Annotated in this window: 10 protein-coding genes and 1 rRNA gene; 3 read left to right on the top strand and 8 right to left on the bottom strand. The window is 63.3% G+C overall.

All coding sequences use genetic code 11. From position 1 onward, the window contains the following. Positions 1-142 precede the first annotated feature (142 nt). Positions 143-1,674: ribosomal RNA gene (locus tag CXR29_RS02625) — 16S ribosomal RNA — on the bottom strand. Between the two features lie 538 nt (positions 1,675-2,212). On the opposite strand from CXR29_RS02625, the gene CXR29_RS02620 reads away from it, so the two are divergent. Continuing rightward, the gene (locus tag CXR29_RS02620) at positions 2,213-3,229 is read left to right on the top strand and encodes an epimerase (RefSeq protein WP_127363808.1); all 1,017 of its coding nucleotides are present in this window, start codon (positions 2,213-2,215) and stop codon (positions 3,227-3,229) included. Between the two features lie 51 nt (positions 3,230-3,280). Here CXR29_RS02620 and trhO read toward each other — a convergent pair whose 3' ends face one another. Next, positions 3,281-4,192 (bottom strand): oxygen-dependent tRNA uridine(34) hydroxylase TrhO, encoded by a 912-nt coding sequence (trhO, locus tag CXR29_RS02615; RefSeq protein ID WP_101556119.1) that lies wholly within the window; start codon positions 4,190-4,192, stop codon positions 3,281-3,283. 163 nt (positions 4,193-4,355) lie between these two features. On the opposite strand from trhO, the gene purL reads away from it, so the two are divergent. Then, positions 4,356-6,740, top strand: a complete 2,385-nt coding sequence (purL, locus tag CXR29_RS02610; RefSeq protein WP_127363807.1) for a phosphoribosylformylglycinamidine synthase subunit PurL — start codon at positions 4,356-4,358, stop codon at positions 6,738-6,740. A 132-nt stretch (positions 6,741-6,872) separates the two neighbouring features. Here purL and CXR29_RS02605 read toward each other — a convergent pair whose 3' ends face one another. From CXR29_RS02605 to CXR29_RS02595, 3 genes are all read right to left on the bottom strand, one after another. Continuing rightward, a complete protein-coding gene (locus CXR29_RS02605) occupies positions 6,873-7,418 on the bottom strand; it encodes a hypothetical protein (protein WP_101556117.1) in 546 nt (181 codons plus the stop codon). Between the two features lie 48 nt (positions 7,419-7,466). After that, positions 7,467-8,282: a hypothetical protein gene (locus tag CXR29_RS02600; RefSeq protein WP_127363806.1), complete on the bottom strand. Its 816-nt coding sequence runs from the start codon at positions 8,280-8,282 to the stop codon at positions 7,467-7,469. Between the two features lie 126 nt (positions 8,283-8,408). After that, positions 8,409-9,200: a hypothetical protein gene (locus CXR29_RS02595; protein WP_127363805.1), complete on the bottom strand. Its 792-nt coding sequence runs from the start codon at positions 9,198-9,200 to the stop codon at positions 8,409-8,411. A 266-nt stretch (positions 9,201-9,466) separates the two neighbouring features. Between CXR29_RS02595 and CXR29_RS02590 the strand changes: the two genes are divergently transcribed. After that, positions 9,467-10,696, top strand: a complete 1,230-nt coding sequence (locus tag CXR29_RS02590) for a cobalamin-independent methionine synthase II family protein (RefSeq protein WP_101556114.1) — start codon at positions 9,467-9,469, stop codon at positions 10,694-10,696. A gap of 78 nt (positions 10,697-10,774) precedes the next feature. Here CXR29_RS02590 and CXR29_RS02585 read toward each other — a convergent pair whose 3' ends face one another. The 3 genes from CXR29_RS02585 to CXR29_RS02575 all read right to left on the bottom strand — a co-directional run bounded on the left by CXR29_RS02585 (position 10,775) and on the right by CXR29_RS02575 (position 16,231). Then, entirely contained in the window at positions 10,775-12,175 is a 1,401-nt protein-coding gene (locus CXR29_RS02585; RefSeq protein ID WP_127363804.1) for a TIGR01777 family oxidoreductase, read from the bottom strand. A 241-nt stretch (positions 12,176-12,416) separates the two neighbouring features. Next, entirely contained in the window at positions 12,417-14,027 is a 1,611-nt protein-coding gene (betC, locus tag CXR29_RS02580; protein WP_101554945.1) for a choline-sulfatase, read from the bottom strand. Then, complete coding sequence (locus CXR29_RS02575) at positions 14,024-16,231, bottom strand: BCCT family transporter (RefSeq protein ID WP_420897588.1); 2,208 nt, start codon at positions 16,229-16,231, stop codon at positions 14,024-14,026. Before CXR29_RS02575 ends, betC begins: the two co-directional genes overlap by 4 nt. Between the last annotated feature and the right edge of the window lie 150 nt (positions 16,232-16,381).

The raw sequence follows: 16,381 nt of genomic DNA, 5'->3' as shown, positions 1-16,381 counted from the left end.
GCCCACCCGATCACCACCGTCGTCATGGCACACAGGCCACACCACGCTGGTTGGATGAGCGAAAGAAGTGATGTTCCACCCTTGAGCACCCAACACCAACACGTACGGCTGGTTCGTTGGGGTTCTGATGTGTGCTCCTTAGAAAGGAGGTGATCCAGCCGCACCTTCCGGTACGGCTACCTTGTTACGACTTAGTCCCAATCACCAGTCCCACCTTAGACGGCCCCCTCCCCACAAAGGGGGTTGGGACACCGGCTTCGGGTGTTACCGACTTTCGTGACTTGACGGGCGGTGTGTACAAGGCCCGGGAACGTATTCACCGCAGCGTTGCTGATCTGCGATTACTAGCGACTCCGACTTCACGTAGTCGAATTGCAGACTACGATCCGAACTGAGACTGGCTTTAAGGGATTCGCTCACCCTCACGGGTTCGCCTCTCTCTGTACCAGCCATTGTAGCATGCGTGAAGCCCAAGACATAAAGGGCATGATGATTTGACGTCATCCCCACCTTCCTCCGAGTTGACCCCGGCAGTCTCCTATGAGTTCCCACCATCACGTGCTGGCAACATAGAACGAGGGTTGCGCTCGTTGCGGGACTTAACCCAACATCTCACGACACGAGCTGACGACAACCATGCACCACCTGTACACCAGCTCCAAAGAGAAGAACTGTTTCCAGAACGGTCCAGTGTATGTCAAGCCTTGGTAAGGTTCTTCGCGTTGCATCGAATTAATCCGCATGCTCCGCCGCTTGTGCGGGCCCCCGTCAATTCCTTTGAGTTTTAGCCTTGCGACCGTACTCCCCAGGCGGGGCACTTAATGCGTTAGCTACGGCGCGGAGAACGTGGAATGTCCCCCACACCTAGTGCCCAACGTTTACGGCATGGACTACCAGGGTATCTAATCCTGTTCGCTCCCCATGCTTTCGCTCCTCAGTGTCAGTTACAGCCCAGAGTCCCGCCTTCGCCACCGGTGTTCCTCCTGATATCTGCGCATTTCACCGCTACACCAGGAATTCCAGACTCCCCTACTGCACTCTAGTCAGCCCGTACCCACTGCACGCGCAACGTTAAGCGTTGCGTTTCCACAGCAGACGTGACCAACCACCTACGAGCTCTTTACGCCCAATAATTCCGGACAACGCTCGTACCCTACGTATTACCGCGGCTGCTGGCACGTAGTTAGCCGGTACTTCTTCTGCAGGTACCGTCACCTTACGGCTTCTTCCCTGCTGAAAGCGGTTTACAACCCGAAGGCCGTCATCCCGCACGCTGCGTCGCTGCATCAGGGTTTCCCCCATTGTGCAATATTCCCCACTGCTGCCTCCCGTAGGAGTCTGGGCCGTGTCTCAGTCCCAGTGTGGCCGGTCGCCCTCTCAGGCCGGCTACCCGTCGTCGCCTTGGTAGGCCATTACCCCACCAACAAGCTGATAGGCCGCGAGCCCATCCCCGATCGAAAAACTTTCCACCAACCCTCATGCGAGGATTGGTCGTATCCGGTATTAGACCCAGTTTCCCGGGCTTATCCCGAAATCGGGGGCAGGTTACTCACGTGTTACTCACCCGTTCGCCACTCATCCACCAGGTGCAAGCACCCGGCTTCAGCGTTCGACTTGCATGTGTTAAGCACGCAGCCAGCGTTCGTCCTGAGCCAGGATCAAACTCTCCATAAAAAACTTTATGTAACGAATGAATCCCAGCAAGACAGCCAACCCCTCACGGGGTGAGAAGGTTGACCCATAAAATTACTGACCAAACACACCATCCACCCCACTTAACGGCAGGAGGTTCGGCGAAGAACCACCCACACGAGGGTGAACCACTGTTTGGCCAGGTGATTGTCTTACCAGAAAATAAATTGTTCTGGCATCACAACTTGTTCAAACAAACACGCTATTGGATTCTCAAACCACAAACACACACCCATCACCACACCACAAAGACAGTGTGTTCACTGGGGGTATCAGTTTCATTTTTTGGTTACCCACCCGATCGCCTGAACCCTTGGATCAAACTGTGTTTGTCCTGGTCAGACCCGGTAGAAACGGTGTTCCGTGAACCTCGTTTCCGGCGGGGCAACGAGATATAACTCTAGACCACCCCGGAGGCGGCGTGCAAATCCAAAACCGGCTTTCTCCACGTGACACCCACCACACGGCCTCCACGCCGCATCAACAGCCCCGCGAAAGAAGGGGTGTTAGCGTCCTGAGTATGAGCATCGAACCCGCAGACACAGCGCGGCCGAACACCCAGGCTCCGATCGCCGTTGTCGCCGGTGCATCGGGATTCATCGGAGGCAAGCTGCTGAATGCACTCAGCACGTGGGGGTATGCAACGCGGACGATCGGCCGCTCCCCCGCCTCGGCCGACGCCACCTGGGATCGTCCCGACCGAATCGCCGAGCTCGTCGACGGCGCCGACCTGCTCATCAACCTCGCCGGTCGCAGCGTCGGGTGCCGGTATACGGATGCCAACCGCCAGGTCATCTGGGACTCTCGTGTTGATACGACCCAAACTCTCAATACGGCCGTGGCGGCCGCCTCGACGCCCGCGCGTCTGTGGATCAACTCGAGCACGGCGACCATCTACCGTCACGCGATGGATTGTCCGCAGACCGAGGACGACGGTGACATCGGCGAAGGGTTCTCGGTCGACATCGCCAAGGCCTGGGAGAAGGAGTTCTTCGCCGGGGACCTGCCCGCGACCCGACGAGTCGCGTTGCGGATGGCGATCGTGCTCGGTGACGGAGCGGCTTTGAACATGTTGGCCACCGCGGCCAGATTCGGTGCAGGCGGTGCCCAGTATGAAGGTCGCTGGTTCCCTCACCGGCGCTATCGCGGGATCGGCCCGGACGCTTCCGGGCCGACCATCTGGCGGGGGCATCCGCCGACTCACGGCCGGCAGCGGTTCAGCTGGGTCCACATCGACGATGTGCTTCGGGCGATCCGGTTCATCGACGAGCATGATGAGCTCAGCGGGCCGATCAACGTCTCGAACCCACAGGTCGCGGACAATCGCTCACTGATGAAGGCGCTGCGCAGGGCAGTGCGTATGCCCGTGGGGATTCCTGCACCCAGGTGGCTGCTCGAGATCGGGATGACCGTCCTGCGTCAGGAGTCGGAACTCGTGCTCAAGAGTCGGTGGGTGCTGCCGGCACGACTCGAAGCGGCCGGGTTCGACTTCAGGTGGACCGACATCGGTGCGGCGACGAAGCACCTGCTGCGCTGAGGAGTCGGTATGTCATTCCCCCCACTGCCGGGGAACGTCGAGGTCACACGCTCAGCCGGCGGCCGCCTCGGCGGGGATTCCCTGCTCGGCACAGTCGGCGCAGTAGGCCTGCAGGCCCTTGTCCGTGCAATCGGTACACCGCAGGTACTGCTTGCGGCACTCGAGATTCGCACAGTTGACGAACTCCGGGGTCTTCTTGTCGCAGGACACACAGTGCCCGATGGATTCGACGTTGTCCCCGAACTCGACGTGCATGCGCTTGTCGAAGACGTAGAGTGAGCCGTCCCAGTAGCCGGAGCTGCCGAAGGTCTCGCCGTAGCGGACGATGCCGCCGTCGAGCTGATAGACCTCTTCGAACCCGCGGTTCTTCATGAGCACGGACAGGACCTCGCAGCGGATTCCGCCGGTGCAGTAGGTGACGACGGGTTTGTCCTTGAGGTCGTCGTATTTGCCGGATTCGATCTCGGCGATGAAGTCACGCGTGGTGTCCGTGTCGGGCACGATCGCGTCCCGGAACTTCCCGATCTGCGCCTCCATCGCGTTGCGACCGTCGAAGAAGACGACCTCCTCGCCGCGTTCGTCGAGGAGTTTGTGCAGGGCTCCTGGTTTGAGATGCTGGCCGCCGCCTTGGACTCCGTCGTCTGTCACGGTGATCTCGTCCGGGGTGCCGAAGGTGACGAGTTCGTCGCGGACCTTCACGCTCAGGCGTGGGAAGTCATCGCCCTGGCCGTTCGACCATTTGATGTCCGCTCCCTTGAATGGCGCGTAGGACTTCGTCGCCCGCACGTACTGCTTCACGTCGAAGATGTCCCCTCCGACCGTGGCGTTGATTCCGTCCTTCGATACGATGATCCGCCCTTTGAGCCCGAGGCTCTCGGCCAGGGTGTGCTGCCACAGCTTGACCGCTTCGGGGTCGGGCAGCGGGGTGAAGACATAGAACAGGACGATCTTGGGAGTTGCCATGGTTTCCATTCTAAGTGGCGTGCGACCGTGCGATTCCCAGCGGGGAACGGCCCATTCCCGCCCCGAGGCGGCCCTGTCCGTGGACGCGCTTCGCCCTTGCAGTGGGGACACGGCTAAGATTGGCCGTGAGTGCCGTGTCGTATGAAAGGGCCCCGAAGAGGACATGACGTCTAACCTCAGCTCTGCGGATTCCACGCAGGTCGATTCCCCGCAGAACGCATCGAAGAAGGTCAAGGAGACGGTCGAGTTCGCAGCGGCGAATCCCGACGTCGAGCAGCCTTTCGCCGATCTCGGTCTCACGGCCGACGAATACGAGAAGATCAAGGCGATCCTCGGACGTCGCCCCACCTCGGCGGAATTGGCCATGTATTCGGTGATGTGGTCCGAGCACTGCTCGTACAAGTCCTCGAAGGTCCACCTGTCCAAGTTCGGTGACAAGGTCACCGAGGACATGAAGAAGCACCTGCTCGTGGGCATCGGCGAGAACGCCGGCGTCGTCGACATCGGGAACGGCTGGGCGGTGACCTTCAAGGTCGAATCGCACAACCACCCCAGCTACGTCGAACCCCACCAGGGTGCGGCCACCGGAGTCGGCGGCATCGTCCGCGACATCATCTCCATGGGTGCGCGCCCGGTCGCCGTGATGGATCAGCTGCGGTTCGGCGCCATCGACCATCCGGACACCGCCCGTGTCGTCCACGGCGTGGTCGCCGGCATCAGCAACTACGGCAATTCCCTGGGCCTGCCGAACATCGGCGGCGAGACCGTCTTCGATTCCGTCTATCAGGGAAATCCGCTGGTCAACGCCCTGGCAGTGGGTGTGATGCGGCATGAGGACATCCGTTTGGCCAACGCGTCGGGCCTGGGCAACAAGGTCGTGCTCTTCGGCGCGCGCACCGGCGGCGACGGCATCGGCGGTGCTTCGATCCTCGCCTCCGAGTCCTTCGACGATTCGAAGCCGTCGAAGCGTCCAGCCGTGCAGGTCGGCGACCCCTTCGCCGAGAAGGTGCTCATCGAATGCTGCCTCGAGCTCTTCCACGCCGGTGTCGTCGAAGGCATTCAGGACCTCGGCGCTGCAGGCATCTCCTGTGCGACCTCGGAACTGGCCTCCAACGGTGACGGCGGTATGCACATCGCCCTCGACGACGTGCTGCTGCGCGATGAGACGCTGACCCCTGAAGAGATCCTCATGTCGGAGTCGCAGGAGCGGATGATGGCCGTCGTCCGTCCCGACCGCCTCGAGGAGTTCCTCGAAATCGTCGGCAAATGGGAGGTCGAGACCTCCGTGCTCGGCGAGGTCACCGACTCCGATCGTCTCGTCATCGACTGGCACGGCGACGTCATCGTCGATGTGCCCCCGCGCTCGGTCGCTCACGACGGCCCCGTCTACAACCGTCCGTTCACCGAACCGTCATGGACCGCCGAGGTGGCGGCGAACACCGTTGAGGCCGCCGGCCTGGCGAAGCCCGAGTCCGGTGATGAGCTGCGGTCGACGATGCTGCAGCTCGCGGGGTCGCCGAACCTCGCCTCGACGTCGTGGATCACCTCGCAGTACGACAAGTACGTTCAGGGCAACACCGCGCTGGCGTATCCGGATGATGCCGGTGTCGTCCGCGTCGACGAAGAGTCCGGTCTCGGTGTGGCCATCGCCACCGACGCGAACGGCCGCTACAGCTTCCTCGACCCGGCGCGCGGCGCCCAGCTGGCTCTGGCCGAGGCCTACCGCAATGTCTCCACTGCCGGTGCCATTCCGCGTGCGGTCACCGACTGCCTGAACTTCGGATCGCCCGAAGACCCGGAGATCATGTGGCAGTTCGCGCAGGCCGTCGAAGGCCTCGCCGACGCCTGCCAGGACATGGGAATCCCGGTCACCGGCGGCAACGTGTCCCTGTACAACCAGACCGGCGGAGTGGCCATCCACCCGACCCCGGTCGTCGGTGTGCTCGGTGTCTTCGATGACGTCACCCGCGCCACCCCGAGCGGCTGGCAGGAGCCGGGCCAGACCATCTATCTTCTCGGCACCACCGAGGCGGAGCTCGACGGTTCGGCGTGGGCCGACGTCACGGCCGACCACCTCGGCGGGGTCCCTCCGCAGTACAAGCCGGCGGCGGAGAAGGAACTCGGCGAGATCCTCATCAACTGCTCGCGCGACGGCATGATCGATGCCGCACACGATCTGTCCGAGGGCGGACTGTCCCAGGCGCTCGTCGAATCGTCGCTGCGCTACGGAACGGGCGCCCGGATCTGGCTCGACGAGGTCTGCGAGCGCGACGGCATCGACGTGTTCACCGCACTGTTCTCCGAATCGACGGCACGCGCGATCGTGGCCGTGCCGCGGTCGGAAGAGGTCCGCTTCAAGGACATGTGCACGGCCCGCCGGTTCCCGTTCGTGCGCATCGGCATGACCGATGCCGGCGACGGAGCTCCCGCGCTCGAGGTCGTCGACCACTTCCAGGTCGGCCTCGACGAACTCGGCCGGGCCCACGAAGGCACGCTGGCTGATCGCTTCGGCGGCAGCGTCGCGGCGGTGACCGAAACCGCGGTCTGAGCCACGACCGGCGAAGACTGACGCCGAGACGGCCTCTCGGCCTCGATACGACCAGCTGCGGTTGGTCCTCTCGAGGCCGAGAGGCCGTTTCGCTGTCGCGCTGAGTCCGGACTGCCCGGCCAGGTGTGACGGTCACGAAGGTGGGTCGGTAGGTTCCTCATCTTCGCGATTGCTGCGGCGCCAGCGGTCACGCAGCGGTCCGATGAGGCCCCAGGCGAGAGCGGTGAAGACGGCGACGATCGTCCAATAGATCAGCCAGAAGGAATCAGCCAAGCCCGCGATCGCGATTCCGATGGCCAGCAGTGCGGTGGTGATCGCCGAGGCGGTCAGGCAGCGCAGCCAGTATCCGAGACTGGTTCGGGTCGGCACGGCAGGCAGTTCGGCCTCGCTGAGACCCGTATGGCGACGGGCGAATCGGCGGTCGACGCGGGCGATGGCCTCCGGACCGAAGACGACGGAGAAGCCGACGTAGAACGCGGCCATTCCGTGGCTGAAGTCCGATGCCGCTCCCCGGTGCAGATCGATGTATGTCAGGACGATGATGACGATGTCGATGAGCGGGGTGGATACGAGGAGAACCGTCGAAACCGTTCGCCAGTGCAGCAGATACCTCGCGCATACTCCGGCGAGCAGAAAGATCCAGAACAGTACTTCACCGGCGATGATGAACAACAGCATCAGGTTCCTCGCTCAATCGCGTGGGTTTGTCGTGTCTTTCGTTCGAAGCTAGTGGTGTGGATGTGACTGCTGGCCTGATCCTGGAGGCCACTGATTTGGGTAGGACTGGGACAAGTGGGCCGTTTGCGGATTGGACTGCGATGCGTAGTCCGGGTGAGGGATTGGAGCCGGCCGGCTCGGCAATGGAACCGTTCCCCCGCGCATTCGACCGAGCAGATGACACAGCCCGAGAACACCGAAGACAACAACCAGCCACACTGCTTGCACGATTACTGTGACCATGGCTCCCCCGGTCAATTGTTCGGCCAGCATGAGGTCGAAGATCGCTTTGCCGCTGTATAGCACCACAGCGATGGCAACGGCGGTGGCGAGGATCCACCGTCGGCGGTTGCGGGCGATGTTCCACCCACAGAAGACTGCGGACAGATAGAGTGCGCTCACGACACTTTGAATGACCGTCTCGGGCACCACCGAATCTGCTGACCCTATTCCGCTCACGCCCACCACAATCGACATGATCGGGCTGAGGAGCAGCAGGGTGAGGCAGCCGAGCACGAAGATTGCGGCACCTATTGCCCTGCGCACCCACGTCGTGTTCTTCACCAGCACGATGGCGATCGCGCCGAGGGCCAGACGCAGGCCACCGGCCACGATCGCTCCGAAGGTGAAGAAGATCGCGGTGTCCCGTCCCCCGTTGAAGCTGATCGGGGCCAGCACCATTGCCGGGAGCGCCCCGACGATGAGCGCCGCCCAGAACAGTGACCGCGCGAGCCATCCGGGGTGGCGCAGCTCTGCTGAATTCGATATGCCTGACGCACCCGGCGTGGCCTGCGTATCGAATGGTGCCGGAGGACGCGGTGGCACCGGCGGATATGAATACTGATCTGATCCGTAAGGATCCGCCGCCTGTGAAGTCGGCCGGTTCGGACTCGACCAGCGCTGTCCGTTCTGCCCATAACTCATGATTCCAGCCTACTGACCCGCGACCATTCACGCGCCCGGGTAGCCGGGAAGATAACCGGGACGCGTGTTGACCGGTCGGACAGGCACGTCGTGGTGAAAGCTCGCTGAGTTTGCTCGGTCGATGGGTACAGTTGCCCCTCTGATCCGGTCCAATAGGTGGAAGAGTCCGAATCCAAGACTCATCAGCACCAAGTCCAGCAGGGTAGTCAGCGTCGTTGACAGCTCATAGGGAGCGTCGATGCTGCTGAAAAGGCCGTCGGCTGCCTGCCCGACTCCCACAACTGCTACGGCATATGGAATAGACGCCAGACAGATCATCCACCTTCTGTGACGCACAACATTCCAGGACACGAACACAAGTGCCACATAGATCGCCTCAATAACAGCGGTAATAGCAATGACAATGGCGATAGATCCACGGGCTTCGCCGGGAAGCCGATCGACAAACATTGTCACCATATGAGTGAGGATTGATATATCGAGACAAGCGACGAAGAAGATTCCCATGCCGACAAACCTGCGCGTCAAGGTCGCGTTCTTCACCAGAATCAGGGCAAAGACCCCTACCAGCGAACGAAACAGGGCAGCGAAGAAGAGGCCAAGAAGATAGAAGATGGCCACCAATGGATTCTGAGAATTTCCCGACAGAGGCACAATGGTGATGTCAGGAAGCACTCCGATAACGATCGCCGCTGAAAAGACGATTCGTGGCGCCAATCCTGGTCCCACTGCTTTCGATTCAGGAGAAATTCCGTCCGACTGAGCCGGCAGTCGTTGAGGCTGTCGGGGTGGATACAGCGCGGACCATGTCGAACTCATGACTTCATTCTAGGAACTCCCAACGGACAACTGAGCTCGTCAACGTATCAGAGCTGACACACGCGCGTCCCAGCCAGATACAACTGCCTGTCCGACTTACCTTGCGACCGATTTCACCAGTGAGCTCAGTCGAGACGTGACCGAAGATGACAGTCCCCACTCATGCACGACTGCGAATGTGATTGCCTGAAGAAGAACGATGCGGCTTCAGCCTTTCCGCGGCCGCCGACTCAGAAGCGCAGACGAACACGGAAGAGGAGTCAGTCATGGCGACGATTCGCACATCCCACGCGGGATCCTTACCCCGCACCCCCGAACTCATCGAGGCCAACAAGGCCAAGCAGGCTCAGAACACCGCCCGCCTGGCCGGTGAGTCCGTGTCGCAGGAACAGGAGCAGGAATTCGACGAGCTGCTGGCCGCCAGCGTCACCGACCTCGTCAAGCGACAGAAGAACCTGGGCATCTCGCTGCCCAACGACGGCGAATACGGTCACGCCATGGCCGCGGACTTCGACTACGGCGCCTGGTGGCACTACTCGTTCGCCCGCACCGGCGGGCTCGAACTCCACGACATCGACCTCTGGGAGATCCCGGCGAACCGTTCGACTCCGGGCAATATCGTGCTCACGAGCATGCCCGACCGTCGTGACCGCAACCTCTTCCCGAACGTCTACACAGATCCGAAGGCCGGCACCGACACCGGAACCCAGCCCCAGTTCCCCAAGGCCACCGGTCCGATCAGCTACATCGGCCAGGACCAGGTCAACCGTGATATCGCGAACCTCAAGGCAGGACTGGCTGCCGCAGGTTATGACGAGCGCGCCGGCTACATCAATGCGCTCTCCCCCGGTTCGGCCTCCCGCATCGCCAACGAGTACTACTCGTCCGATGAGGAGTTCATCTGGGCATGGGCCGATGTGCTGCGGGAGGAATACCTCGCCATCACCGAGGCGGGACTGACCGTCCAGATCGACGATCCCTCCCTGGCGGAGAACTTCGACCAGATCAACCCGGAACCGTCGTTCGCCGACTACCGCTCGTTCATCCAGGTCCGCATCGACGCCCTCAACCATGCGCTGCGCGGAATCGACCCGGCGCAGGTGCGTGTGCACACCTGTTGGGGATCCTGGCACGGACCGCACGTCACCGACCTGCCGTTCGTCGAGATCGTCGACCAGGTGCTCTCGATCAATGCCGCCGGCATCACCTTCGAAGCCGCGAACGTCCGCCACGAACACGAGTGGCGGATCTGGGAAGAGAAGAAGCTGCCCGAGGGCAAGTACATCATCCCCGGAATCGTCTCCCATTCGACCAACGTCGTCGAGCATCCCGAACTCGTTGCCGAGCGCATCGGCCGGTTCGCCAAGCTCGTCGGACCGGACAACGTCGTCGCCTCCACCGACTGCGGCCTGGGCGGACGAGTCCACCCGGACATCGCCGTCGCGAAGCTGCAGTCCCTGACCGAAGGCGCGGAGATCGCTTCGAAGCGCTTCTGATCCGCGGCCGCAGAAGCAACAGCAGTAACACCGGTCCCCTCCGCTCGGCTCAAGCGCCGGACGGAGGGGACTTCTGCATCACGCTCCGATGCCGAGCTCCTCATCGAAGCAGTCGGCAAGCGTCGGGTGGGCGTACTGGTAGCCGGTTTCCTGCAGCTTCTCCGGCACCACTCGCTGGTCCGCCAGCGCGAGTTCCTTCGCCCCGTCACGGCCGAGCATGAGCTCTGTGATGAAACCGGGCGTCGGGATCCATGCCGGCCTGCGCAGATGGGCGGCGAGAGCCTCGGCGAATTCCGCCTGCGAAACGAGATCCGGGGCAACAGCGTTCACGGGTCCCCGCACATAGTCGTAGAGGACGGCGTGCACATACGCGCGCGCCACGTCGTCGAGGGAGATCCAGGCCAGAGCCTGCTCCCCGCTGCCCAATCGACCTCCGGCGCCGGCGAGGAACAGCGGCGCCTGCAGTTTGAGCAGACCACCCAAGGAGCTGAGCACGACTCCGGTTCGGATCGACACGCGCCTGATTCCGGCGTCCTCGACTCCGGCCGCAGTCTCCTCCCACTTCTGGCACAACTCGGCGAGGAATCCCTCACCGGCCGGCCCCGTCTCGTCGACAGGTTCGTCAGCTTTCGACCCGTAGTAGCCGACCGCAGAGGCGCAGACGAAGACCGAAGGACGCTTCTCCTCGGGCAGACCGCGCATCGTTTCGACGAGCAGCCTCGTCGAGTCGATGCGGGAGGACCAGATCTCGTCCTTCGCGTGCTTGGTGAACCGCGTGGCGATGGATCGCCCGCCGAGGTGGACCACCGCATCCGCCCACGCGAGGTCGCGTGGATTGAGGATCCCCAAGTCCGGATTCCAGTGCACCTCGTAGGGAAACTTCGGGGTCTCGCGGACAAGCAGTCGGACGAAATGTCCGGCGGTGGAGAACAGTGCGGCGACCTGGCGCCCGATCATTCCGCTTCCGCCGGCGATGAGGATGTGTTTGCCCTTCTTCCGCCTCAGCAGGGGCGCATTCGTGGATTCGAGGAAGTCGATGTCCATGAGCATCCGCTTGCGGCGGGCGTCGAAAGTCGCGTCGAGGTAGTGGGTGAGCCCGCGGTCGATGACGTCGAAGCCCTGGGGAGCCATGGAGAATTCGATGTGGTCGTCGATCTTCGTCCCGCCGGCGACCGAGGTGAACTCGTGCGTGTGCTTCCACTGACTCAGCGGGCCCTTCTTCAGCTCATCGACGAAGGAGAACCGCGATGGGCCCTCCGAATGCACCGAGCTGAACGGCCGCCGCACAAGGCCGTAAGTGCCGGGAACGCTCGTCTTCACCTGCGCCACCGAGCCCGGCGCGATCGGAGGATAGCTCTCTTCGACGATCTCCTGCGCCCAGTGAGGTGAGAGGCGAGTCAGCGCTCCTGGCCGAGCATGCCAGTCGAATGTGGTCTCCGCACCGAGCGGAACTTCAGATGTCGACTCAAAGATTGTCATAGCATCCCTCCTACCTCGAATGATGCCACCGGTTTCTGAGAATATGACCTGCAACTCACCTAAGTCCACGTGAATTGTTCTCGCCGAGGCGGCTCACCCTCCCAGCAGGTCCGCCGAAGCCGCCCGGCGGGGTCCGAAAGACGCTTCCGCGGGACCCGAAAGACGCTTCCGCGGGCTCGAAGTGTGAGCGCAGTGATCTGGATCGGGGCGCTCACACTTCGAACCCGCGGGCGCAGCGCGGTCAGTCGGCGGCAGGGATCTTGCCGAAGCGGAACGCCGACCAGAAGTCACCGCGCACGTAGCCGTGCTCCGGCTCCGGGTCGAAGTCCCAGTGGCGGACACGGCCGACCTTGAGCGCATCGGCGACGAGCTGACGGCTGCGCTGCGAACCGAGCACATGCTCCTCGAGATGCTCGAGATCGTAGCGGGACTCAAGTTCGGCGCGCATCGACTCCCGCGCCTGGGCATAGGCCGGATCCTCGGCCCGATTGACCAACTCGTCGGGGTCGGCGGCCAGGTCGAAGAGCAGCTCCGGGTCGCCCGGGCACACGGTGAGCTTGAGATCCCCACGCACCAGCGTGACCTGCGGCCGGTAGGTGCCTTCGGCGAAGTACTCGATGACGACGTCGCGGTCCTCGGACTCGAACTCGCCGGCGGCCTCCCGCCGGGCGGACTCGAGCAGCGAGGTTCCGCTCAGACCGTCATCGATCGCCGAGGCGGCCCCGGAGTTCGCATCGCCGGCACCCACCCGTGCTTCTCCCGTGGACTCGGAAGAGCCGGAGGCCTGGCCCGTGCCCTGGGCGATGTCGAGCAGGGTCGGCGCGAGGTCGACGAGGCTGACCGGGTTCGCATACCGGCCCGGGGCGATCACCTCGGCGGGTCCGTTGATGATGAGCGGGACCCGGGAGGACTGTTCGTACGGGGACATCTTGAACCACAGCCCCTTCTCCCCCAACATGTCGCCGTGGTCGCTCGTGACGATGATGACGGTGTTGTCCGTCAGGTCGAGTTCGGCCAGCCGGCGTCGGATGGCTCCGACGTGGTCGTCGATGTAGTTGACCGCCGCGTAGTAGGCCCGACGTGCCCGCCGCACATCCTCGATGCCCGGTTCGCGTTCGTCGAAGCCGCACATCGTGCGCAGGCGGTGACTGTGCGGGTCCACGGCCGGATCGGGAACCTCGGGGTGGGCTGGATCCGGGATGGGCACCTCGGCGAATCGGTCCCAGTTGGCCTTCGGCGGCTCGTACGGGTCGTGGGGATGGATGAACGAGGTGACCATCAGGAACGGCTGGTCGGTCCCGGCGGCCTGATTCGCGCGTTTGCGATCGTTGAGGTGACGCAGGGTCTTGAAGATCACCTCGTCGTCGAAGTCCTGCTGGACGTTCGCGGTCGCCGCACCGGCGGTGAACACGGGGTCGGCCTCGTGATACCACTGCAGCTTCTGCTCCAGGGGACGGTTCCAGTCGGGCACCATATCGAGGTCGGCCGGGTACACGTCCGTGGTCAGCCGCTCTTCGAAACCGTGGTGCTGGTCAGGACCGATGAAGTGCATCCGCCCGATCAGCGCCGTGTGATAGCCGAGCTTGCGCAGGCGGTGCGCGAAGGTTGGCACCGAGGCTGCGAAGTCATCGCCGTTGTCGAGGCAGTCGATCTCCGAGGGCATCCGCCCGGTCATCATCGACGCCCGCGACGGCGAGCACAGCGGAGTATTGCAGTACGCACGGTCGAAGACGGCTCCATCGGCGGCCAGGGCGTCCATGTTCGGCGTCAGCGCGGCCGCATCTCCGTAGGCGCCGAGGGCCTGGGCGGCCATCTGATCGGCTTGGATGACGACGATGTTCGGGGTGGTCATGAGTGGTCCTCTCTGCGGTCGGAGCCGAGGTCGGCTGCGGAATCGGTCACCGAATCCGGGTCGGATTCCGTCGCCGAGGCGGCCCCGGAGTCCGCATCGGTCGTGGAGGCGGCGTTCCCGTCCGTCGCGTCCGTCGTCGAGGCGGCGTCCGCCTCGGCGGGGGCGGTACCGTCATCCGGAGTCCATCCGTCGGCCCACTCCCCCGTCTCGTAGTCGAATCCGACGGGTTCGCCGTTCTCGTCCGTGCGCTGGTACCAGCCGGTGTAGTCCTCGTGCTCGGAGTCGATGCCGCAGTTCGCGCCGTCTCCCGGTTCGGTGGGCACGACCTGCAGGGCGAAGTCGTCACCATAGGATTCGGCACCGGCGACCACCGCATTGTCCACGGCGTTCTGCGCGTACTTCCGGCGCAGTGCCATCGGGTCGGTGCGCAGCTCCCTCACCCAGGCGATGATGATGAAGAGCATGATGACCGCGAACGGCACGGCCGTGACGATGACGAGCTGCTGGAGGCCCTCGAGGGCGTTCGCGTTGCCGAGCAGGAGCATGACCACGGAGATGCCCGACATCACCAGGCCCCAGAACACGACCACCCACTTCTTCGGCTCCTGGTCGCCGCGGCTGGCGAGCATGCCCATGACCACGGAGGCGGAGTCCGCCGAGGTGATGAAGAAGATCGCGAGCACGACGATCGCCACGAACGGCAGCCATTCGACGTAGGGAAGGTTGTCGACGAGGGCGAAGAAGACCTCGGGTGCGGCCATGCTGTCGGAGAACCCGGCGGCGCCGTCCCGGTACATCGAGATCGAGGTTCCGCCCATGATCCCGTAGGCGACGAAGAGCAGCGTCGAGGGGATGAAGATCGTGCCGAGGAGGAACTGGCGGATGCTGCGCCCGCGCGAGATGCGGGCGATGAAGGTGCCGACGAAAGGCGACCAGGAGATCCACCAGGCCCAGTAGTAGACGGTCCACACCGACTGGAACTCCTGGGTATCGGAGCCCCAGGACAGGGACTTGCCCATGAGGTCGAACATCGACCCGAGGTACTCCATGAGCGCCGAGGGCAGCAGGTTGAGCAGGAACAGGGTCGGCCCGAGGAAGAGGACGATGCCGACGATGCCGATCGTGAGCACGATGTTGATGCTCGACAGGTAGCGGATGCCCTTCGACACACCCGAGACCGCGGAGATGATGAAGCCGATGGTGAGGACGAGGATGATGATGACGAGCATATTGTTCGTCATCGGTCCCGCACCGGAGACGATGCTCACTCCGGTGCCGATCTGCATGGCTGCGATGCCGAGCGCGGCGGCCGTGCCGAACAGTGTGGCGACGATGGCGAAGATGTCGACGAGTTTGCCGGCGAAGCCCTCCGACTGTCGTTTGCCGAAGAGGCCGACGAAGATCGAGGACAGCAGCAGGGACCTGCCGCGGCGATAGGCGGCGTACGCGATCGCGCCGCCCACCAGGGCGTACATCGCCCAAGCGTGGAATCCCCAGTGGTAGTAGGTCTGCGCCATCGCGCCGTGGAGCGCTTCGATCGACTCCGGATCATTCGTCAGCGGGGGTGGAGTGATGAAGTAGGTCAGCGGCTCGGAGGGGCCGAAGAAGAGGACTCCGATGCCGATGCCCGCAGCGAAGAGCATCGCCACCCAGGCGAACGTGGAGAACTCGGCCTTCTCCCCGTCCTTTCCGAGCGGGATCTTTCCGTACGGGGAGAACGCGAGGATGAGCATCGCGACGAGGATGACGAGGGCGACGAGGTTGAACAGCCAGCCCACATTCATCGTCGACCAGTCGAATGCGGCCTGCGCCACCGAGGCGACGCTGCCGGAATCGGCGATGCCCCAGATGACGAAGGCGACCGTGAGGGTTCCGGCGATCGCGAAGATCACTTTGTCGAGGGAGTACCGGCGTCGCTGTTCGTCGATGGCGATGCCGGGCACGAGGATCGGGTGGGTGTCGTGCGGGTAGTGGCCGTGTGTGTCTTCGAGATCGGCCTTCACGGGACCGCGCGGGCGGCGGTAGTCGAATTGGCCGAGGTTGCGCCCGGTCTCGCGACCGACGCGTTTGGCGTCAGCCCCCATCCGGCGGGCATCGGCCATGATCCGTTCGCGAGATGCGCGGCGGGCCGCCTCGGTGGGGGCATCGGACCGCTTTTCCGGACCCGGATCCTGTTCGTCGGTGCGTTTTGAGTCATCTGTCATGTGTCGGTTCACACTCTTTCGATTGTTGCGGAAACTGCCGAGATCGATCGGTGCCGCGCACGGAGACGAACGCATCAGGGCCCGATGGCATGAACACACATCGGGTCAGAGTCGGGAATCAGGTGCTGCGACCGGCCGGCGGTCGTCGAT

It is taken from the genome of Brevibacterium linens (assembly GCF_003999335.1).
GTDB lineage: Bacteria > Actinomycetota > Actinomycetes > Actinomycetales > Brevibacteriaceae > Brevibacterium > Brevibacterium linens.
The sequence above is the reverse complement of the archived record's forward strand: the minus strand, read 5'-3'. Positions and strand labels throughout refer to the sequence as shown.